The following is a 20,941-nucleotide window of genomic DNA, read 5'->3' as shown; positions in this document are numbered from 1 at the left end:
AACCCGACAGTCGACCCGAAACGGTCACGACCCGCTCAACTGGGCGATGACCGGGCGCAGGCCGGCCACCACGTCGGTCGCGGTCACCGGGCCACTCCGGGCCGCCTCCCGACCGGCCAGCCCGTGCAGGTACGCGGCCGCGGCTGCGGCCCGGTCCGCCGGCACCCCGGCCGCCAGGAACGAGCCAAGCAGGCCGGCCAGCACGTCACCAGTGCCGCCGGTGGCAAGCGCCGGGGTGCCGGTCGGGTTGACGTACGCCCGGCCGTCCGGCGTGCCGATCACCGTGCGGTCCCCCTTGAGCAGCACCACCGCGTTCATCCAGGCGGCCAGCCGCAGTGCGGCACCGACCCGGTCGGCGCCGGGCTCCTCCCCACAGAGCCGGGTGAACTCCCTGTCGTGCGGAGTGACCACGATCGGCGCATCCCGGCCGCGCAGCCGGTCGGCGAGGGAGCCGTCCACGAGCAGGGTCAGCGCGTCGGCGTCGAGCACCACAGGCACCGGTGCGGCCAGGACCGCCCGCAGCTCGGCTGCCGCGTCCTCGCCGGTGCCCAGCCCGGAGCCGCACACCCAGGCCTGCACCCGGCCGGCCCCGGCGACCCGACCGGTGGCGATCACCGAGGGGTGCTGGTGCAGCACCTCGCCCCGGGCGCCCCCGGCGTAGCGGACCAGGCCGGTCGGCCCCGCGAGGGCGCCGCCGACGGAGAGCACTGCCGCACCCGGGTACGTCGCCGAGCCGGTCGCCACCCCCACCACACCCCGGGTGTACTTCTCCGACGCCGCGCCCAGCTCCGGCCACCACTGCACGACGTCGGACCACTCGGTGACCTGCAGCGCCGGTGTGCCCCGCAGCCATGGCCGCAGCCCGATGTCGACAAGTTCCACCTGCCCGGCCAGCGCGGCTGCCGGCCCGACCACCAGGGCGGGCTTCAGCGCGCCGAACGTCACAGTCACGTCGGCGCGTACCGCTGTGGGCCGGTCGGACACGGCCGGCGGGACGTGCCCGGTGTCCACGGCCACCCCGCTCGGCACGTCCACGGCCAGTACTGTGGCCCGTCCGCCGTCGCGGCCGCGCAGCTCGTCGAGGCGCTGGACCATCCCGTCGGCGTTCGCCCGCAACCCGCCCGTGCCCCCGATGCCGACGATGCCGTCGAGGACCAGGTCGGCGGGGCCGCTCGGGCGGTTGACCAACCGACCACCAGCGGCTCGCAGCGCGGCCAGGCCCGCGGCATGCGCCCGCCCGGGGGCGATCAGCAGGGCGGACACCTCGACGCCCCGGCGGGCCAGCCGCTCCCCGGCGTAGAGCGCGTCGCCACCGTTGTCGCCGGAGCCGACCAACAGCAGCACCCGTCCGCCGTACACCCCGCCCCGCTCGGCGAGCAGCAGCGCGGCCCGGCGGGCCAGCCCGGCGGCGGCGCGCTGCATAAGCGTGCCGCTCGGCAGCGTGCCCATCAGGCCCGCCTCGGCCGCCCGCACGTCGGCCACCCGCCACACCGGTCTCATGTCACCGTGCTCCGTCCGTTCACGGGTGGGCCGGCGCGGCCCACCCGGCCGATGCCGACGATCACCGCTTCACCCTACCGGCGGCGGGGGCCGCAGATTAGCCGTCGGGCACGCGGTGGGCAACGCCTGTGGACACCCCTGGGGTACGCCGTCAGCCGGCTGTCCACAGGGCACCTCGCCGCCCTCCGACCAGGCCTAGCGTCAGCGCGTCGATGCCGATCGTCCAACGGGGGTGGGGTCATGACCGAGGAGCCGTTCGCCGTCCAGCCGCAGGAGTTGCGGGCCGTGGCCGGCGCGCTCGACGACGAGGCGTACCGGTTGGTGCTGGGTCTGGCCCGGGTGCCCGGCCTGCTGGTGCCGGCGGAAGGCTGGCGGGCCGCCACGGCGCTGGCCGGGCTGGAGGCGGCCGGGCACTCCTGGTTCTGTCGGCTGGGCGCCCAGGTGGCGGCGACCTCGGGTGGGGTGCGGGCGTCGGCCGAGGCGTACGAGACGGTGGACGACCGGGCTGCCGGCCGGTTCACTGGCCTGCCCCGATGACCGGCGTCGGCTACCGGCAGCTCTGGGCCGCCGACCCGGGCGGGTGGCGGGCCGCCGGGGCGGCCTGGGCCGGGTTGACCGGGCCGGTGCAGCAGCGCGTCGACGGCCTGGGATCGACCGCCGGACGGTTGCGGGGCGGCTGGTCCGGTGCGGCGGCCACCGCTGCCGGTTCCCGCCTCAACGGTCTTCGCGACGAGCTGACATCTGTCGCGCCCGCGCTGATCGAGGCCGATCAGGTGCTGGCCGAGCTGGCCGGGCGGCTGACGGTGGCGAAGGCCCGGCTCGCCGAGGCGGTCAGACTGGCCGACGCGGCCGGTCTGGTGGTGGACCGGACGGGCGCGGTGCGGGCCGACCCGTCCCGGGCTGCGCCGACCGAGCGTGCCGGCGTCGCGGCGGCCGGGGCCACGGCGGCGCTGCGGGACGCGCTCGACCGGGCCGGCGCTGCGGACCGGCTGGCCGCCGACCGGCTGGACGAGCTGGCACGGGCCGCCGGGTCCGGTTGGGTGTCCCCGCCGCCGCCCGGCCGGCCCGGTCCCGGTGCCTCGCCGGCCCTGGTGCGCGCCTGGTGGGCCGGTTTGACTCCGGCCCAGCGACGGTGGCTGGTGGTGCGCGAGCCAGCTCTGGTCGGCCGGCTTGACGGGTTACCGGTGTCCGCCCGGGACCAGGCCAACCGGCTGTTGCTCGGGTCCAGGCGTGCGGAGTTGCTCGCCGAGCGGCGGCTGCTGCTGCTGGCGCGGGTGCCTCCCGGGCCGATCGCGTCGGCGCGGCTGCGGGCGGTGGCGGCCCGGCTGGCCGGCCTGGACGCGCTTGTCGAGCGCCTGACGGCATCCGGGGAGCCGCGGGCGTACCTGCTGGGGCTGGACCCCGCAGGCGACGGCCGGGTGGTGGTGGCGCTCGGCGACCCGGACCAGGCCGACCGGGTGTTGACGTACGTGCCGGGGACGGGCTCCGGTCTGGACGACGCCCCCGGCGAGCTGGGTCGCGCGGGGCGGGTGCTGGACCGGTGCGCGGCACTCGCGCCGGGTGAGCGCAGCGCAGCCGTGCTCTGGCTCGATTACGACGCGCCCGATTTCCTCACCGACGCGGCGTCGGCCGGCCCGGCCCGGGATGCCGGCTCGGCGCTGCACCGCTTCCAGGAAGGGCTACGCGCCAGCCACGAGGGGCCGCCGGCCCGGCAGACCGTGCTCGGGCACAGCTACGGGTCGCTGGTGGTGGGGATGGCCGCCCGGGAGCACGGGTTGGCCGCCGACGCGCTGGTGTTCGTCGGCTCGCCCGGGGTCGGTGCGGCACACGCCGGCGAGTTGGGCGTACCGGCCCGGCAGGTGTGGGCCAGCCAGGCCCCCGACGACGTGATCCGCCTGGCCCAGCCGGTGGACGAGTTCGGCCGGCGGGCACTCCTGGGGTCGGCGCCGCTCGCCGCCGTTCTGGGCTGGCCCGACCGCACCGGTCACGAGCTGTGGTTCGGTCACGACCCGGCCGATCCCGGGTTCGGCGGTCGGGTCTTCCGCAGCGGGCGAGGCGGGCACTCCGGTTACTGGGACCCGGGCAACCCCGCACTGGACGGGATGGCCCGGGTCGTGCTGGGCCGCTGAGGGCTACTCGACGGTGACCGACTTGGCCAGGTTGCGGGGCTGGTCCACGTCGTGCCCCCGGGCGGCGGCGATCTCGGCGGCGAGCACCTGCAACGGGACCGTGGTGACAAGCGGCGCCAACAGGGTCGGCGTACGCGGCACGTAGATCAGGTGGTCGGCGTACCGGACGACTGCCTCGTCGCCCTCCTCGGCGATCACGATGGTGCGGGCACCGCGCGCGCGTACCTCCTGGATGTTGGAGACGACCTTGTCGTGCAGCATGCCCCTGCCGACCGGCGAGGGCACCACGCAGATCACCGGGGTGCCCTTGTCGATCAGAGCGATCGGGCCGTGCTTGAGTTCGCCGGCGGCGAAGCCCTCGGCGTGCATGTACGCAAGCTCCTTGAGCTTCAGCGCGCCCTCCAGGGCCACCGGGTAGCCGACGTGCCGGCCGATGAACAGGATGGTGGGCTCGGACTTCAGCTCGCGGGCCAACTCGCGGACGGGCTCGATCCGGGCTAGCAGCTCGCGCAGCTTGCCCGGCATCTCCTGCAGCTGGGCCACGACCGCGCCGACCTCGTCGGCGAACTTGATGCCGCGTACCTGGGCCAGGTGCAGCCCGATCAGATAGCAGGCGACGAGCTGGGTGAGGAACGCCTTTGTGGAGGCGACGGCGATCTCCGGCCCACCGTGGGTGTAGAGCACGGCGTCCGACTCGCGCGGGATCGTCGAGCCGTTGGTGTTGCAGATCGCCAGCACCCGGGCCTTCTGCTCCTTGGCGTGCCGCAGCGCCATCAGGGTGTCCATCGTCTCGCCGGACTGTGAGATCACCACGATCAGCGTGGACCGGTCGAGCACCGGATCGCGGTAGCGGAACTCGCTGGCCAGCTCCACCTCGCACGGGATCCGGGTCCAGTGCTCGATGGCGTACTTCGCGACCATCCCCGAGTGGTACGCCGTGCCGCAGGCCACGATGAAGATCTTGTCGACGTCCCGCAGATCCTGGTCGCTGAGGCGGACCTCGTCCAAGGCGATCTCACCGGTCTCGGTGAGCCGGCCGAGCAGCGTGTCGGCGATGGCCTGCGGCTGCTCCTCGATCTCCTTGAGCATGAACCAGTCGTAACCGCCCTTCTCGGCGGCCGACGAGTCCCAGTCGATGTGGAAGTCCTTACCGCTTGCGGGCTGACCGTCGAAGTCGGTGATCTCGATGCTGTCGCCGGTGATCAGGACGATCTGGTCCTGGCCCAGCTCCACCGCGTCCCGCGTGTGCTCGATGAACGCGGCCACGTCGCTGGCCAGGTAGTTCTCCCCGTCGCCCCGGCCCACCACCAGCGGCGAGTTGCGCCGGGCACCGACGACCGCACCGGGCACCGCAGCGTCGACCGCCAGCAGCGTGAAGGCGCCCTCCAGCCGCTGGCAGACCACCCGCATGCCGGCGGCGAGCAGTTGCGGGCTGTCCGGCTGACCGGCGGCCCGCAGGTCGGCCAGCGCGGCGGAGAGCAGATGCGCGGCGCACTCGGTGTCGGTGTCGCTTGTGAACTGGACGCCGTCATCCTCCAGCTCCGCGCGAAGCTTGGCGAAGTTTTCGATGATGCCGTTGTGGATGACCGCGACCCGGCCGTCGGGGGCGACGTGCGGGTGCGCGTTGCGGTCGGTGGGACCGCCGTGGGTGGCCCAGCGGGTGTGCCCGATGCCTGTGGTGCCGTCACCGATGCCCAACGGGCTGGCCGCGCAGGAGGTCGGATCGTCGGCGGCCCGCTCGGAGAGCACCTTCTCCAGGTTGGCGAGCTTGCCGGCCTTCTTCTCGGCCAGCAGCTGACCGTCACAGACGATCGCGACGCCCGCCGAGTCATAGCCGCGGTATTCCAGCCGCCGCAGCCCATCGAGCACGATGCCCAGTGCGGGGCGCGCGCCCGCGTATCCCACGATTCCACACATGGCCCGCAGCCTAACCCAGTTTCGCTCACCATGGGTGCTCGAAAGTCGGCCTATCAATCACGGAATCTGAGCGATCAGCGGGTAGAGCGACCAGACCGGACAACCCGAGCCACTCAAATACAAGAGCCAAGCCACCCACAGCTCACAACCAGTACCCCTTCCCACTCACCTCACCCACCCCGCTCCAGCCCGACCCAGCCCCAGCCCCAGCCCCAGCCCCAGCCCCAGCCCCAGCCCCAGCCCCAGCCCCAGCCCCAGCCCCAGCCCCAGCCCCAGCCCCAGCCCCAGCCCCAGCCCCAGCCCCAGCCCCAGCGATCATGCAGTTCGTGCCGCCCTTATGAGTGGAATGACCGCTATGCCGAGGCAGCAAGTGCAAGATCGCGCAGGAGGAAGGCCGGAACCGCCGTCCCCACAAGCCCACCCCGTCGATCATGGAGTTGTGGTGCCCAGGAAGTGGTGTTATGTCGCTTTCGCCTACCACCACAACTCCATGATCGACGGGAGGGCGGGATCGGAGCGAAGCTAGGCGGGCCGTGGACAGGGCCGGGGGTGGAGCTAGGCGGGACCGGGCGGAGCTAGGCGGGACCGGGCGGAGCTGGGCGGGACCGGGACAGGGCCGGGGGTGTAGCTCGGCGGGACCGGGCGGAGCTGGGCGGGACCGGGCGGAGCTGGGCGGGACCGGGCGGAGCTGGGCGGGACCGGGCGGAGCTGGGCGGGACCGGGAGTCGATCTGGGCGGCCGGGGACGAGGGCAAGCCGGGCCTGGGACGAGTTGTGGGCTGGGCTGGGCTGGGTTTGCCGGGCAGGCCGTGCCCAATCTCTCTTGTATCGGGGAGACTGGGGTGGCCGTAGGCTGGCGCAGGTGACGAGCACCGATGTCGACCCGCTGGTGGCCCGGATGCGGCCGTTCGGCACGACGATCTTCGCTGAGATGTCCGCTCTCGCCGTGCGTACCGGGGCAGTCAATCTGGGCCAGGGCTTCCCGGACACCGACGGCCCACCGGAGATGCTGGCCGCCGCGGCTGAGGCGCTCCGCACCGGGCAGAACCAGTACCCGCCCGGTCCGGGAATCCCCGCCCTCCGTGCGGCGGTCGCGGCCCACCAGCGGCGGTTCCACGATCTGGAGTACGACCCCGACGGCGAGATCGTGATCACGGCGGGCGCGACGGAGGCGGTGGCGGCGAGCATCCTCGCTCTCTGCGAGCCGGGCGACGAGGTGGTGTGCTTCGAGCCGTACTACGACTCGTACGCCGCATCGATTGCCCTGGCCGGCGCGGTCCGGCGGCCGGTCACGTTGCGTCCCGTCGACGGCGGCCGGTACGCCTTCGACCCGGCGGCGCTGCGCGCGGCGTTCGGCCCGCGCACCCGCCTCGTGCTGCTCAACTCGCCGCACAACCCGACCGGCAAGGTGTTCACGCCGGCCGAGCTGGCGCTTGTCGCCGAGCTGTGCCAGGAGTTCGACGCGTACGCGGTCACCGACGAGGTGTACGAGCACCTGGTGTTCAGCGACGCGTCGAGCGCACACGTGCCGCTGGCCACCCTGCCGGGGATGCGCGAGCGGACGTTGCGGATCTCCTCGGCCGGCAAGACCTTCTCCTGCACGGGCTGGAAGGTCGGCTGGGCCAGTGGTCCGGCCGCCCTCGTGTCGGCCGTGCTGCGGGTGAAGCAGTTCCTCACCTTCGTGAACGCCTCCCCGCTGCAACCGGCCGTCGCCGTGGCCCTGGCGCTTCCGGACGACTACTTCACCGGCTTCCGCGACGGGCTCCAACAGCAACGTGACCAACTCGTGGGTGGCCTGACCGACGCCGGGTTCGAGGTGCTGGTGCCGGAGGGGACGTACTTCGTCACCGCCGACATCACGCCGCTCGGCGGCTCGGACGGGGTGGAGTTCTGCCGATCGCTGCCGGAGCGCTGTGGCGTGGTGGCGGTGCCGACGCAGGTCTTCTACGACGACGTCGAGGCAGGCCGGCGGCTGGTGCGGTTCGCCTTCTGCAAGCGTCCGGAGGTGCTGACCGAGGCGGTCAACCGGCTACGCGCGCTGACCCCGGCCCGCTGACCCGAACCAGCTCGGCCAGCCCTGAATCAGCCCAGCCAGGCCGAACCAGCCGGCCAGCCCAGGCCGAGCCAGCCCAGGCCGAGCCAGGCCGAGCGGGCCGGCCGGGGCACGGCCGTGGGTGCGCTCCTAGCTAGCGGGGCTGGCGGTGCGGACGAGATCCGCGATGCGCTCGGCCACGGACCGCGCCGTCGCCTCGGTGGCCGCCTCGACCATGACGCGGACCAGCGGCTCGGTGCCCGAGGGGCGCAGCAGCACCCGACCGGTCTCGCCCAGCTGCGCCTCGGCCCGTTCGACCTCGGCGCGGACGGCCGGCGCGTTGGCGCCGACGGTCCGGTCGCCGACGGGCACGTTGATGAGCACCTGGGGCAGCTTGGTGATCACGGACGCCAGTTCGGCGAGGGACTGGCCGGTGGCTGCCATGCGGGCCATCAGGTGCAGGCCGGTGAGGACGCCGTCGCCCGTGGTGGCGTGCGCGGGCATGACGATGTGCCCGCTCTGCTCGCCGCCGAGCGCCAGGCCGGAGGCGCGTAGCTCCTCCAGGACGTACCGGTCGCCGACCTTGGTCTCGATCAGCCGGATGCCCTGCGCGGACATCGCGAGTCGCAGGCCGAGGTTGCTCATCACGGTGGCCACCAGGGTGTCCTGGGTGAGCGTGCCGGCCTCCCGCATGGCAAGCGCGAGGATCGCCATCACCTGGTCGCCGTCGACCTCGTCACCGTCGGCGGTGACCGCCAGGCAGCGGTCGGCGTCGCCGTCGTGGGCGATGCCCAGGTGGGCGCCGTGCTCGACAACGGCTTCGCGCAGCGCCTCGATGTGGTTGGAGCCGCAGTCGTCGTTGATGTTGAGCCCGTCGGGCTCGGCGTGGATGGCGATGACCTCGGCGCCGGCCTCCCGGTAGGCGACGGGGGCGACCTCGGCGGCGGCGCCGTTTGCGCAGTCGACGACGACCTTGATCCCGTCGAGCCGGTGCGGCAGGGTGCCGACCAGGTGTTGGACGTAGTGGTCCGCTCCGTCGAGCAGGTCGTGCACGCGACCGACGCCGGCGCCTGTCGGCCGGTCCCAGGCGGTGGTGGCGTTCGTCTCGACGGCCGCCTCGATCCGCATCTCGATCTCGTCGGGCAACTTGTGGCCACCGGCGGCGAAGAGCTTGATGCCGTTGTCCGGCATCGGGTTGTGTGACGCGGACAGCATCACCCCGAGGTCGGCCTTGGCCTCGGCGGTGAGGAACGCCACGGCCGGGGTGGGCAGCACGCCCACCCGCACCACGTTCGCGCCGGCACTGGTGAGCCCTGCCACGACGGCGGCTTCCAGCATCTCGCCGCTGGCCCGGGTGTCGCGGCCGACGACGGCGAGCGGCGGATGGCTGCGATCCGTCTCGGCGAGCGTGTGCGCAGCGGCCACGGCGAGCGCGAGCGCCAACTCGGGTGTGAGATCCGCGTTCGCCCGCCCGCGTACGCCGTCCGTGCCGAACAACCGACCCATACCCGCCAACCTCCGATGAGCACTGCTGATGAGGAGAAAGCGGAACGGCCGGTCCACCTCCCCCGTTTCGAGGGGAGGCGGACCGGCCGTCCGTCAGAAGTACAACGCGCTGGGAAAGATCAGCGCTTCGAGTACTGGGGAGCCTTACGGGCCTTCTTGAGGCCGTACTTCTTGCTCTCCTTGACCCGGGCGTCCCGGGTGAGGAAGCCGGCCTTCTTGAGGGCCGGGCGGTCGTCGGGCTCGTTGATGATCAACGCGCGGGCGATGCCCAGCCGGAGCGCACCGGCCTGGCCGGTGGTGCCGCCGCCACGCAGGTTGGCGATGACGTCGAACTGCTCGAGCTTCTCGGCGGTGACCAGCGGGTCCTTGATGAGCTGCTGGTGCACCTTGCTCGGGAAGTACGCCTCGAGGTCCTGGCCGTTGCACGTGATCTTGCCGGTGCCCGGGACGATACGAACCCGGACGATGGCCTCCTTGCGGCGGCCCACGGTCTGGATCGGCCGGTCACCACGAGGCGCGCGGGCGACGGGCGCCGGCGCCTCGGTGGCCTCAGGGGCTTCCGGGGCGACCTCGGTCTCGGTGATGTCGGTCATGCTGCTTCCTTCGCCCGCGCTCACTGCGCGATCTGCTTGATCTCGAACGGCACCGGCTGCTGCGCGAGGTGCGGGTGCTCGGCACCGGCGTAGACCTTCAGCTTCTTGATCAGCTGACGGCCGAGCTTGTTGTGCGGGAGCATTCCCTTCACAGCGAGCTCGATGGCCCGCTCCGGGCGCTTGGTCAGCAGCTCGTCGTAGCCGATCTGCTTCAGGCCACCCGGGTAACCGGAGTGGCGGTAAGCGACCTTGGTCTGGCGCTTGTTGCCGGTCAGCGCAACCTTGCCCGCGTTCACGATGACGACGAAGTCGCCCGTGTCGACGTGCGGCGCGAAAGTCGGCTTGTGCTTACCACGCAGCAACGTGGCGGCGTGGGTGGCCAGGCGGCCCAGCACGACATCAGAGGCGTCGATGACGTGCCACTGACGCTCGATCTCACCCGGCTTCGGGCTGTACGTACGCACAGGTCTACCTTGTCTCGTCGTCGGTCTGGGGTCGCGCGCCGAGGTGACCAGATCTTGCAGGCCGGACCAGCGCGCACGAACGACCAAGCGTACCTGATAGGGCACGCCTCTGGATGTCGTACAACAGCAGGCAACGATACCCGGCGCCCCGTCCGCAGGTCAAAACGGGGGTGCGGTCCCGCGCGCCGACGCGCCGGCCGTGGTTCAGCTCACACTCCGGCGAGCTGCCCGGCACGTGGACGACGGTAGACGACCCAGGTGACTGCGAAACAGAGCGCGTACCAGCCGATGAAGACCAGGTAGGCGGCGTCGGCGTTGCCGGAGCCGAGGAACGACTGGCGGAACGAGATGTTGACGAGCACCCCACCGGAGGCGCCGACGGCACCGGCGATGCCGATCAGCGAGCCGGTCATCCGCCGCGCCCACCGTGCCGCGGCCTCCGGGTCGCGTCCGGCTACCACCGCGTCCGCAGCCCGGGCCCGGAAGATCGCCGGGATCATCTTGTAGGTGGAGCCGTTGCCGATGCCGGAGAACACGAAGAGGGCGATGAACCCGGTCAGGTAGAGCCCGAAGGAGCGTTCCCGGGCCGCGTACAGCACGGTGCTGGCGCCGGCCGCCATCGCCACGAAGTTCCAGAAGGTCACCCGGGCGCCGCCCAATCGGTCGGCGAGGTGCCCGCCCAGTGGCCGGATCAGCGAACCCACGAGCGGGCCGAGGAAGGTCAGCCAGGCCGCGTCGACGGGGGTGGGGAACCGCTCGGCGAACTGGAGTTGCAGCACCTGACCGAAGGCGAAGCCGAACCCGATGAACGAGCCGAACGTGCCGACGTACAGCAGGGACATGACCCAGGTGTGCGGATCGCGCGCGGCCTCGCGCAGCGCGCCGGGCTCGTTGCGCGCGCCGGGCACGGTGTCCAACCAGCGGGCCGCCGCCAGCGCGGCCAGCACGATCAGCGGCAGGTAGACCGCCGGGACCAGCCGGGGGTACGCGGCACCGGCGGTCGCGAGGACCGCGAGCCCGACCAACTGCACAGCGGGTACGCCCAGGTTGCCGCCGCCCGCGTTGAGCCCGAGGGCCCGCCCCTTGAGCCGGGACGGGTAGAACAGGTTGATGTTCGCCATCGAGGAGGCGAAGTTGCCGCCGCCGACCCCGGTGAGGCAGGCGAGCACCATGAGCGTGCCGTAGGACACCCCGGGTTCCAGCAGCACCGCCATCGGCACCGTCGGTACGAGCAGCAGCAGTGCGCTGATGATCGTCCAGCGCCGGCCGCCGAAGCGGGCAACCGCCAGCGTGTACGGAAGCCGGAGCACCGCGCCCAGCGCGGCGGGTACGGCGGTGAGCAGGAACTTGCCGGCCGGGTCGATGCCGTACTCGGGGCCGAGGAAGAGCACTGTCACCGACCAGAGGCTCCACACGGAGAAACCGACGTGCTCGGCGAAGATCGACACCCAGAGGTTCCGTCGGGCGATCGGCGCGCCAGTGGTCCGCCAGAATTCGGGGTCCTCGGGTCTCCAGTCGTCGAGCCGGTGCCGGGTCGCGGTGGCGGCCGGTGCGCCGGCGGTGACTGCGGTGCTGGTGAGCGTGCTCACGGCGGCTCCTCCTCGTCGATGTGACAGGGAGGAACGCTAGGAACACCGGATTACCCGGCAGTGCCCGTCGCGGGTCGGCCGGGATACGGGGACCGCACCACGGGGCGACGACGATGGTGAGCGCGGTCAGAGTTGCTGGAGGATGCGCAGCGCGCGGCCGACCCGCAGCATGGTGTCGGTGTCGGCGACGTCCACGCAACTGGTGAACCACTTCTTCATGGGTGACGAGATCCGGTCGGGCATCACCACGTACCGGCCCATGGAGACGGCGAGCGGGGAATCCCGCAGCAGCGACTCCTCGACAACCTCGACGACGATCACGATGGGCACGTCGGTGGAGTTGTAGACGTCTGAGCTGATCACCAGGCCGAGGCGTTCCCGGGCACCCTCGATGCGCCAGACCTCACCCCTACGCAGCACGCGGCCGTCCGTCGGCGAGGAGGTCGTTGACCATGCCTGCCTCGCGGGCGTCGGCGAGGGCTGCGGACTCCAGGTCGAGGCTGGCGCGGCCCACTGCGGCGGCGTGCGCGGTGAAGACCTCGCGCAGCGCCTTTTCCCGGGCGGCCTGGTCCATCCACGCCGAGAGCGACAGCCCTTCACGCTTGGCGAAGCGTCGAGCGTCCTCGATTGTCTCGTCCGTGAACGACAACGTCACCTTGGCAGTCATGCCGATGAGACTACCCAGCGGTATGACCATCAGTCATCCGCACAACCGGCGGCTTGCCACTGGCGGCCGAAAGGCGCAATTCACCGGGCCCGGCCGCCGAACACAGCGAAGCGCCACTCCTTGAAGAAACAGTCGACGTCGACCAGACCCGCCTCTTCGAGCCACCGGCACTGGTCGGCGACGGTGGCGGGCCGGTCGTGCCGCATCCGCTCCCGGGCGGCGGCGATCTCGTCGGGAGACGAGCCCAGCTCGGTGATCCGCGCCGTCCACACCTCGTCGTAGCGCCGGTCCAGGGCGGGGGTCGGCCCGGCCACCTGCTCGGCGTTGACGAAGACCCCGCCGGGTGCCAGCGCGGCGGCAGCCCGCCGGTAGAGCCCGCGCTTGCCGTCGTCGTCCAGGTGGTGGATCGCCAGCGCGCTGACCACGGCGTCGTACCGTCCGGCCGGCAGTTCGTCGGCCAGGTCGGCCCGGACGGTCCGGTGCGGCACTGCGCGGGCGCGCAACTGGTCGGCGGCGCGGGACAGCATTGCCGGCGCGGCGTCCACCAGGGTCAGCCGCACTCCCGGCACCGCGGCGGCGAGCAGGAGCGAGAGCAGGCCGGTGCCGGCGCCCAGGTCCAACACCTCTGGGGTACGGCCGGCGGCCAGCGCGGCGCGCAATGGTGGCGCGGCCACCTGGACGGCGGTGCCGTAGAAGGCATCGAAGCAGGGCACCAGCCTGCGGCGCGCCTCGTCGTAGGTGCCGGCCACCGCGTCGAACGCTTCTGCCACACTCATCGCGTCTCCCAGCCTTTGAGACAACTTTCCCAAATAATAGGCTTCCCGAGGTCGGTTCGCGTACCCATTACCGCAACGTGGGACACCCGCCGAACACCTTCCGTGGGGCGGCCGGCAGGTCGGCGGTCAGGACCCAGCCGTCACGTCCGATGCCCCCGTGCGGTGTGAGCCGTACTTGACAGGACCGAAACAGAAGGGACGCCGACGCGAAACCGCCCGGCGGCACGCTTTCCCGACATGACAGACGGTGCATGGTCGGCAACTCGACCGGGGCGGACGCCCCGGGAGGCAGCCACACACTGCCCGTACTGCGCACTCCAGTGTGGGATGACACTGCGGGAGGACGACGACGGAGTGACGGTGCTCCCCCGCCAGTTCCCCACCAACCGGGGCGGCCTCTGCCAGAAGGGCTGGACCGCCGCCGACCTGCTCGACCATCCGGAGCGGCTGACCAGCCCGCTGCTACGCGACCCGGCCACCGGCGACCTGCGCCCCGCGAGCTGGGACGACGCGCTGGGCCGGATCGTCACCGGCATCCGCGCCATCCAGGCCAGCGCCGGCCGGGACGCCGTCGCCGTCTTCGGCGGCGGTGGGCTCACCAACGAGAAGGCGTACGCGCTGGGAAAGTTCGCCCGCGTCGCGCTGCGCACGCGGCACATCGACTACAACGGACGGTTCTGCATGTCCTCGGCGGCGGCGGCCGGGATGCGCGCCTTCGGCGTCGACAGAGGGCTGCCCTTTCCGCTGGCCGACCTCGGCCGCGCCGACACCCTGCTGCTGGTCGGCGCGAACCCGGCGGAGACCATGCCGCCGCTGATGCGCTGGCTGACCGAGCAGCGACGCGGCGGCGGCCGGCTGATCGTCGTCGACCCCCGGCTCACCGCCACCGCCCGTCAGGCCGACCTGCACCTGCAACCACTGCCCGGCACCGATCTCGCGGTTGCCAACTCGCTGCTGCACATCGTGCTCACCGAGGGCTGGGTCGACAAGGCGTACGTCGCCGACCGCACGATCGGCTTCGACGCGGTTCGCCGCAGCGTCGCCGCCTGGTGGCTGGCCCGCGCCGAACAACTCTCCGGTGTTCCGGTGGCCGACCTGGAGGCGACCGCCCGCGCGTTGGGCACCGGCGGACGGGTGATCATCCTGACCGCTCGCGGTGCCGAACAGCATGCCAAGGGCGTCGACACTGTCACCGCGTACGTCAATCTGGCCCTCGCCCTCGGTCTGCCCGGCCGGGAGGGCTCCGGGTACGGCTGCCTCACCGGCCAGGGCAACGGCCAGGGCGGGCGTGAGCACGGGCAGAAGGCCGACCAGCTCCCCGGCTACCGGCGGATCGACGACCCTGCGGCCCGGGAGCACGTGGCGGGGGTCTGGGGCGTACCGGCCGACGACCTGCCCGGTCCCGGCGTGCCGGCCCTGCAACTGCTCGACTCCCTCGGCACTCCCGGCGGCCCCCGGGCGCTGCTGGTGTTCGGCTCGAACCCGGTGGTCTCCGCTCCCCGCGCGAGCAGGATCGAGGGCCGACTGCGCGACCTCGACCTGCTTGTCGTCGCCGACCTGCTGCTCTCCGAGACGGCCGCGCTGGCCGACGTGGTGCTGCCCACCGCGCAGTGGGCCGAGGAGGACGGCACCATGACCAACCTGGAGGGTCGGGTCCTGCGCCGACGCGCGCTGCGTCCACCCCCGCCGGACGTCCGCACCGACCTGGCCATCATCGCCGACCTCGCGGCCCGGCTGTCAGCTGCGGAGGAAACGGGCACCGGCCCGACCGCCTCGGCGACGCGGTTTCCGAGCGACCCGGCCGCCGTGTTCGCCGAGTTACGCCGCGCCTCGGCGGGCGGAACCGCCGACTACGCCGGCATCAGTTGGGAACGGATCGACGCCGCCGACGGCGTCTTCTGGCCCTGCCCCACCGAGGACGGGCCGGACACGCCGCGACTCTTCGCCGACCGGTTCGGCACCCCGGACGGCCGTGCCCGCTTCCATCCCGTGGACCACCGGCCGGCCGCCGAGGAGGTCTGCGACGCGTACCCGCTGCACTTCACCACCGGTCGGGTGCTGGCGCAGTATCAGTCCGGCACCCAGACCCGCAGGGTGGACGCGCTGCGCCGGGCCGCCGGTGAGGCTTTCGTCGAGCTGCACCCCGACCTGGCCGCCCGGTTGGGCATCGACGACGGCGACAGAGTGCGGGTGACCTCGCGCCGAGGTGAGCTGCACGCCCCGGCCAGGCTCAGCCCGGGGATCCGGCCGGACACTGTCTTCGCGCCGTTCCACTGGCCCGGTGCGGCCCGGGCCAACTCGGTGACAAACGACGCGGTGGACCCGATCTCCGGGATGCCCGAGTTCAAGATCTGCGCGGTCCGGGTGGAGAAGGCATGAGCGGCCGCGTCGTGATCGTCGGCAACGGGATGGCCGGTGCCCGTCTCGCGAGCGAACTGCACACCCGTGAGGGCGACCGGAAGGTCACGGTGCTCGGGGCGGAACCGCATCGTGCGTACAACCGGATCATGCTCTCCACCCTGCTGGCGGGCCGGATCGGCGAGCCGGACGTGGAGTTGACCGAGGCCGCCGGGCACGGCATCGACAGGCGTACCGGCGTGCGGGTGACCGCTGTGGACCGGTCGGGCCGCGAGGTCCAGACCGCCGACGGCGAACGCATCTCCTACGACCATCTGGTGCTTGCCACCGGCAGCCGGCCGGTGCTGCCGGCGCTGCCCGGCCTCGACCCGGCCCACCTGCCGGACCGTGTGGTCCCGTTCCGGACCCTTGACGACTGCCGCCGGATCCTCGCCGTGGCCGACGGCGCCGGCACCGCACTCGTGCTCGGCGGCGGGCTGCTCGGCCTGGAGGCCGCCCGAGGGCTCGCCACCCGAGGGCTGGTCACCACAGTGGTGCACCCGAGGGAGCACCTGATGGAACGGCAACTCGACACGGCGGCCAGCGCGGTGCTCGCCGGCACGCTCGCGGGGCTCGGCGTCACAGTCGAGCTCGCGGTGCCGGCGACCGGGGTCGAAGCGGACGCCGACCATGTCCGCCTCGACCTGGCCGACGGCCGGACGCTCACCGCCGACCTGCTGGTGCTCTGCTGCGGTGTACGCCCCGACACCGCCCTCGCGACGGCCGCCGGGCTGACAGTGCGACGCGGCGTGGTGGTGGACGACAGGCTGCGCACCAACGACCGGCGTGTCTCGGCGATCGGCGACTGCGCCGAGCACGACGGCGTACTCACCGGGCTCGTCGCACCCGCCTGGTCGCAGGCCCGGGTGCTCGCCGACGTGCTGACCGGAACCGACCCGCTGGCCCGCTACCGGCCCCGGCCGGTGGTGACCCGACTCAAGGCGGCCGGGATCGACCTGGCGGCCATGGGTGACCCGGTGGGCGTCGGGCCGGGCGAGGTGCTGACCTTCGCCGATCCGGCCCGGGGCACGTACGCGCGGCTGCGGATCCACGACGAGCGGCTTACCGGCGCGATCCTGCTGGGCGACAACCCGGCAGTCGGCACGGTGATCCAGCTCTTCGACCGTGGCCACCCGGTGCCGGCCGACCGGCGGGCGCTGCTGCTGGGCCGAGCGCTCGGCGGCGGCGCCACGGCTCCGGCCGCAACACCTGCGCTCATGCCGGACGCCGCAGTCGTCTGCCAGTGCAACGCCGTCACCAAGGGAACGCTTGTGCGGTGCTGGCGGGCCGGTGCGCGAACTGTCGACGCGGTGGTGGCGTCCACCCGCGCCGGCACCGGATGCGGGGGGTGCCGGGACGCCGTCGCCGGCATCGTCGACTGGCTGTCCCAAGCGGAATCGGTGGAGGTGACGCGATGAGCGGCGGTGACCTGGTCGTCATCGGCAACGGCATGGTGGGGCAACGGTTCGTCGACGCGCTTCGCGCCCGCGATCCCCGGGGGCGCTGGCGGGTGACAGTGCTGGCCGAGGAGCGGCGTCCGGCGTACGACAGGGTGCGGCTCTCGGCGTTCTTCGACGGGGTGGGCGAGGACGAACTCAACGTGCACACCCCGCACGACGGGGTACGGCTGCGTCTCGGCGAGCCGGCCACCGCCATCGACCGTGACCGGCGGGTGGTGACCACCGTCGACGGCGAGTACCCCTATGACGCGCTGGTGCTGGCCACCGGTTCGTACCCGTTCGTGCCTCCGGTGCCCGGCGCCGACCTGCCCGGGGTCTTCGTCTACCGCACCCTTGACGACCTGGCGGCGATCCGGGCGTACGCGCAGGGCCGGCGGGTCGGCGCGGTGATCGGCGGTGGGCTGCTCGGGCTGGAGGCGGCGAACGCCCTGCGACTGCTCGGCCTGAGCACCGACGTTGTCGAGTTCGCGCCCCGCCTCATGCCGGTGCAGGTCGACCAGGCCGGCGCGGCGATGCTCCGCCGGTACGTCGAGGAGTTGGGTGTGCGTACCCACCTCGGGGTGGGCACCACGGCGATCCGGGCCGGGGCGGACGGAGCTGTCGCCGCCCTGGAGCTCTCCGACGGCCGTACTGTCGACGCCGACCTGGTGGTGGTGGCCGCCGGCATCCGACCGCGTGACGAGCTGGCGCGGGCCGCCGACCTGCCACGCGGCCCGCGCGGCGGGGTGCTCGTCGACGCGACCTGCCGCAGCGCCGACGAGCGGATCTGGGCTGTCGGTGAGTGCGCGGCGGTCGACGGCACCTGTCACGGTCTTGTCGCCCCCGGGTACGCGACGGCCGAGGTGGTGGCCGACCGGCTGGTCGGTGGCGCGGCGACCTTCCCGGGCGCGGACACCGCCACGAAGCTGAAGCTGCTCGGCGTGGACGTGGCCTCGTTCGGCGACGCGCACGGCACCACCGAGGGCTGCCTGGACGTCACGTTCACCGATCCGGCCACCCGGGTCTACGCGAAGCTGGTCCTGTCCGACGACGCGCACACCCTGCTGGGCGGGGTGCTTGTGGGTGACGCCAGCGCGTACCCGACGTTGCGGGCCAGTGTGGGCGGCCCGCTGCCGGCCGCGCCGCTTGCGTTGCTCGCACCGGACGGCGGTGGCGCGGACGCCGGCGCGCTGCCCGCCACCGCGCAGGTCTGCTCCTGCAACGCGGTGACCCGTGGCGACGTGGACGCCGCAATCGCCGACGGCTGCGCGGACGTGCCAGCGTTGAAGGCGTGCACCAGAGCCGGCACGAGCTGCGGGTCCTGCGTGCCGATGCTCAAGCAACTGCTGGACGCGGCCGGGGTGGCGCAGTCCGCCGCGTTGTGCGAGCACTTCGACGTCGGCCGGCGGGACCTGTTCGAGATCGTTCGGGTACGCGGCATCCGCACGTTCTCCCGGCTGGTCGCCGAGCACGGCCGGGGGCGCGGCTGCGACATCTGCAAGCCGGTGGTGGCGTCGATCCTCGCCTCGCTGGGCAACGGGCACGTGCTCGACGGTGAGCAGGCGTCGTTGCAGGACACGAACGACCACTTCCTTGCCAACCTGCAACGCGACGGCAGCTACTCGGTGGTGCCCCGGATCCCCGGCGGCGAGATCACCCCGGAGAAGCTGATCGTGATCGGTGAGGTCGCCCGGGACTTCCAGCTCTACACGAAGATCACCGGCGGGCAGCGGATCGACCTGTTCGGCGCACGGGTGGAGCAGTTGCCGCTGATCTGGCGGCGGCTTGTGGACGCCGGCTTCGAGTCCGGCCACGCGTACGGCAAGGCGCTGCGCACAGTGAAGTCCTGCGTCGGTGAAACCTGGTGCCGGTACGGGGTGCAGGACTCGGTGGGCCTGGCCGTGGCACTGGAGTTGCGTTACCGCGGGCTGCGCGCCCCGCACAAGCTCAAGTCGGCGGTGTCCGGCTGCGCCCGCGAGTGCGCCGAGGCGCGCAGCAAGGACTTCGGCATCATCGCCACCGAGACCGGCTGGAACCTCTACGTCGGTGGCAACGGCGGTTTCCGGCCCCGGCACGCCGACCTGTTCGCCACCGACCTGTCGACCGATGAGCTGATCACCCTCATCGACAGGTTCCTCATCTACTACATCCGTACCGCCGACCGGCTGCAACGCACCGCCGGCTGGATCGAGTCGATGGACGGCGGCCTCGACCACCTGCGCTCGGTGATCGTCGACGACTCCCTGGGCCTGTGCGCCGACCTCGACGCGGCGATGGCCCGGCACGTGACCACGTACTCCGACGAGTGGCGCGACGTGCTGAACGACCCGGACCGGCTGCGCCGCTACACCTCCTTCGTCAACGCGCCCGACGTGCCCGACCCGTCGATCACCTTCACGCAGGAACGCGGCCAACCGGTGCCGGCGCACGGTCAGCGCCGGCAGCCGGTGACGCTCGGCCTTCCGGAGGTACGGCGATGAGCCAGCACAGCACACTGGAGTGGACAGTGGTCTGCCCCCTCGACCGGCTGGACCCCGACCGGGGCGTGGCCGCCCTTGTCGACGGCGTTCAGGTCGCCCTCTTCCGCACCGCCGACGGGCTGTTCGCGATCGACAACCGCGATCCGGTGTCCGGCGCGTACGTGCTGTCCCGGGGCATCGTGGGCAGCCGCGCCGGGGTGCCGACTGTCGCCTCGCCGCTGCACAAGCAGGTGTACGACCTGCGCAGCGGCGCCTGCCTCGATCTGCCCGGGGTGGCCGTGACCCGGCACGACGCTCGCTGCCGTGACGGGCTGGTCGAGGTGCGGCTGCGACGGGAGGACTGATGCGGGAGGAACTGGCCGGCTTCACGATCGGAGTGACCGCCGACCGGCGGCGCGACGAGTTGGCCGCGCTGCTCGAACGTCGGGGCGCCCGGGTGGTGCTCGCCCCGGCGCTGCGGATCGTTCCGCTGTCCGACGACACCGAGTTGCGCGAGGCGACGCGCGCCTGCCTGGACCAGCCGCCGGACATCCTGATGGCCAACACCGGGATCGGCATGCGCGGGTGGTTGGAGGCGGCCGAAGGTTGGGGGCTGGCGGAGCCGCTGCGCTCGGTGCTGGGCCGCTCGTACGTGGTGGCGCGGGGCCCGAAGGCACGTGGCGCGATCCGGGCGGCAGGGCTGCACGACCAGTGGTCACCGGATTCGGAGAGCTGCGACGAGGTGGTCGACCACCTGCGTCGGCGCGGTGTGGCCGGGCAGGTGATCGCCATGCAGTTGCACGGGGAGCGCCAGCCGGAGTGCACACTCGCGCTGGAGGCGGCCGGCGCCACTGTGATCGAGGTTCCGGTCTACCGCTGGGCGCCGCCCACCGACCTGGCGCCGCTGCACCGGCTCATCGACCTGATCGCCGGCCGGCTTGTGGACGCGGTGACGTTCACTTCGGCGCCTGCGGCCGAGGCGCTGCTGCGGGCGGCCGGCGACCGTACCGACGCGGTGGTGTCCGCGTTCCGCAGCGACGTGCTCGCCAGCTGCGTCGGCGCGGTGACCGCCGAACCCCTGCTGCGGCACGGGGTGCCGGTGAGCGCGCCGGGACGGGCCCGGCTGGGCGCGCTGGTGCGGACAATCGTCGACGAGCTGCCCCGCCGGACCGTCACGTTCAAGGCCGGCGGTCACCTGCTCACCCTGCGCGGGCACGCAGCGGTGATCGACGGCGAGCTGCGTCCCCTGGCGCCCGCGCCGATGGCGGTGCTGCGGGCGCTGGCCCAGTCCCCCGGACGGGTGCTGTCGCGTACGGCGCTGCTGCGGACCCTGCCCCGGGGCGCGGACGAGCACGCCGTGGAGATGGCGGTGGCCCGGCTGCGGGCCGGCCTGCGCGCGCCACGTGTGGTGCAGACAGTGGTCAAACGCGGCTACCGGCTCCGGGTCGACTGAGCTGTCCGGCCGGCCGGTGTA

Annotated in this window: 17 protein-coding genes; 8 read left to right on the top strand and 9 right to left on the bottom strand. The window is 72.7% G+C overall.

What is annotated here, in order from left to right:
- Positions 1-24: 24 nt before the first annotated feature.
- A complete protein-coding gene (locus tag F4558_RS30450) occupies positions 25-1,500 on the bottom strand; it encodes an NAD(P)H-hydrate dehydratase (protein WP_167947021.1) in 1,476 nt (491 codons plus the stop codon).
- Positions 1,501-1,740: 240 nt separating this feature from the next.
- On the opposite strand from F4558_RS30450, the gene F4558_RS30445 reads away from it, so the two are divergent.
- Both F4558_RS30445 and F4558_RS30440 read left to right on the top strand, forming a co-directional pair.
- Positions 1,741-2,037: a hypothetical protein gene (locus F4558_RS30445; RefSeq protein ID WP_053659538.1), complete on the top strand. Its 297-nt coding sequence runs from the start codon at positions 1,741-1,743 to the stop codon at positions 2,035-2,037.
- The gene (locus tag F4558_RS30440) at positions 2,034-3,629 is read left to right on the top strand and encodes an alpha/beta hydrolase (RefSeq protein ID WP_167947019.1); all 1,596 of its coding nucleotides are present in this window, start codon (positions 2,034-2,036) and stop codon (positions 3,627-3,629) included. Before F4558_RS30445 ends, F4558_RS30440 begins: the two co-directional genes overlap by 4 nt.
- Before the next feature lie 3 nt (positions 3,630-3,632).
- Here F4558_RS30440 and glmS read toward each other — a convergent pair whose 3' ends face one another.
- Positions 3,633-5,546, bottom strand: a complete 1,914-nt coding sequence (glmS, locus tag F4558_RS30435; RefSeq protein ID WP_053659542.1) for a glutamine--fructose-6-phosphate transaminase (isomerizing) — start codon at positions 5,544-5,546, stop codon at positions 3,633-3,635.
- An 861-nt stretch (positions 5,547-6,407) separates the two neighbouring features.
- Here glmS and F4558_RS30430 point away from each other — a divergent pair.
- On the top strand, positions 6,408-7,601 hold the full coding sequence (locus F4558_RS30430; RefSeq protein WP_053653858.1) for a pyridoxal phosphate-dependent aminotransferase: 1,194 nt from the start codon (positions 6,408-6,410) through the stop codon (positions 7,599-7,601).
- A 126-nt stretch (positions 7,602-7,727) separates the two neighbouring features.
- Here the strand turns inward: F4558_RS30430 and glmM are convergent, their stop codons facing one another.
- The 7 genes from glmM to F4558_RS30395 form a co-directional block, all read right to left on the bottom strand.
- Entirely contained in the window at positions 7,728-9,083 is a 1,356-nt protein-coding gene (gene glmM, locus F4558_RS30425; RefSeq protein ID WP_053653860.1) for a phosphoglucosamine mutase, read from the bottom strand.
- A gap of 119 nt (positions 9,084-9,202) precedes the next feature.
- Entirely contained in the window at positions 9,203-9,676 is a 474-nt protein-coding gene (gene rpsI / locus F4558_RS30420) for a 30S ribosomal protein S9 (protein ID WP_053653862.1), read from the bottom strand.
- Between the two features lie 20 nt (positions 9,677-9,696).
- The gene (gene rplM, locus F4558_RS30415) at positions 9,697-10,140 is read right to left on the bottom strand and encodes a 50S ribosomal protein L13 (protein ID WP_053653864.1); all 444 of its coding nucleotides are present in this window, start codon (positions 10,138-10,140) and stop codon (positions 9,697-9,699) included.
- A 209-nt stretch (positions 10,141-10,349) separates the two neighbouring features.
- Positions 10,350-11,729: an MFS transporter gene (locus F4558_RS30410; RefSeq protein ID WP_167947017.1), complete on the bottom strand. Its 1,380-nt coding sequence runs from the start codon at positions 11,727-11,729 to the stop codon at positions 10,350-10,352.
- Positions 11,730-11,855: 126 nt separating this feature from the next.
- Complete coding sequence (locus F4558_RS30405) at positions 11,856-12,149, bottom strand: hypothetical protein (RefSeq protein WP_053653868.1); 294 nt, start codon at positions 12,147-12,149, stop codon at positions 11,856-11,858.
- Positions 12,139-12,426: a DUF6364 family protein gene (locus F4558_RS30400; RefSeq protein ID WP_053653870.1), complete on the bottom strand. Its 288-nt coding sequence runs from the start codon at positions 12,424-12,426 to the stop codon at positions 12,139-12,141. The genes F4558_RS30405 and F4558_RS30400 overlap by 11 nt, the downstream gene beginning before the upstream one ends.
- A gap of 50 nt (positions 12,427-12,476) precedes the next feature.
- Positions 12,477-13,172, bottom strand: coding sequence for a class I SAM-dependent methyltransferase (locus tag F4558_RS30395; protein ID WP_167947015.1), 696 nt, complete (start codon positions 13,170-13,172; stop codon positions 12,477-12,479).
- Positions 13,173-13,409: 237 nt separating this feature from the next.
- On the opposite strand from F4558_RS30395, the gene F4558_RS30390 reads away from it, so the two are divergent.
- The 5 genes from F4558_RS30390 to F4558_RS30370 are packed head-to-tail and all read left to right on the top strand — an operon-like array spanning position 13,410 to position 20,920.
- The gene (locus F4558_RS30390) at positions 13,410-15,551 is read left to right on the top strand and encodes a molybdopterin oxidoreductase family protein (protein ID WP_167947013.1); all 2,142 of its coding nucleotides are present in this window, start codon (positions 13,410-13,412) and stop codon (positions 15,549-15,551) included.
- Positions 15,548-16,987: an FAD-dependent oxidoreductase gene (locus F4558_RS30385; protein ID WP_167947011.1), complete on the top strand. Its 1,440-nt coding sequence runs from the start codon at positions 15,548-15,550 to the stop codon at positions 16,985-16,987. The genes F4558_RS30390 and F4558_RS30385 overlap by 4 nt, the downstream gene beginning before the upstream one ends.
- Positions 16,984-19,488 (top strand): nitrite reductase large subunit NirB, encoded by a 2,505-nt coding sequence (gene nirB / locus F4558_RS30380; protein WP_053653878.1) that lies wholly within the window; start codon positions 16,984-16,986, stop codon positions 19,486-19,488. The genes F4558_RS30385 and nirB overlap by 4 nt, the downstream gene beginning before the upstream one ends.
- The gene (gene nirD / locus F4558_RS30375; RefSeq protein WP_053653879.1) at positions 19,485-19,832 is read left to right on the top strand and encodes a nitrite reductase small subunit NirD; all 348 of its coding nucleotides are present in this window, start codon (positions 19,485-19,487) and stop codon (positions 19,830-19,832) included. Before nirB ends, nirD begins: the two co-directional genes overlap by 4 nt.
- Positions 19,832-20,920, top strand: coding sequence for a uroporphyrinogen-III synthase (locus tag F4558_RS30370; RefSeq protein ID WP_053653881.1), 1,089 nt, complete (start codon positions 19,832-19,834; stop codon positions 20,918-20,920). Before nirD ends, F4558_RS30370 begins: the two co-directional genes overlap by 1 nt.
- Positions 20,921-20,941: the final 21 nt, after the last annotated feature.

It is taken from the genome of Micromonospora profundi (genome assembly GCF_011927785.1).
GTDB lineage: Bacteria > Actinomycetota > Actinomycetes > Mycobacteriales > Micromonosporaceae > Micromonospora > Micromonospora profundi.
The sequence above is the reverse complement of the archived record's forward strand: the minus strand, read 5'-3'. Positions and strand labels throughout refer to the sequence as shown.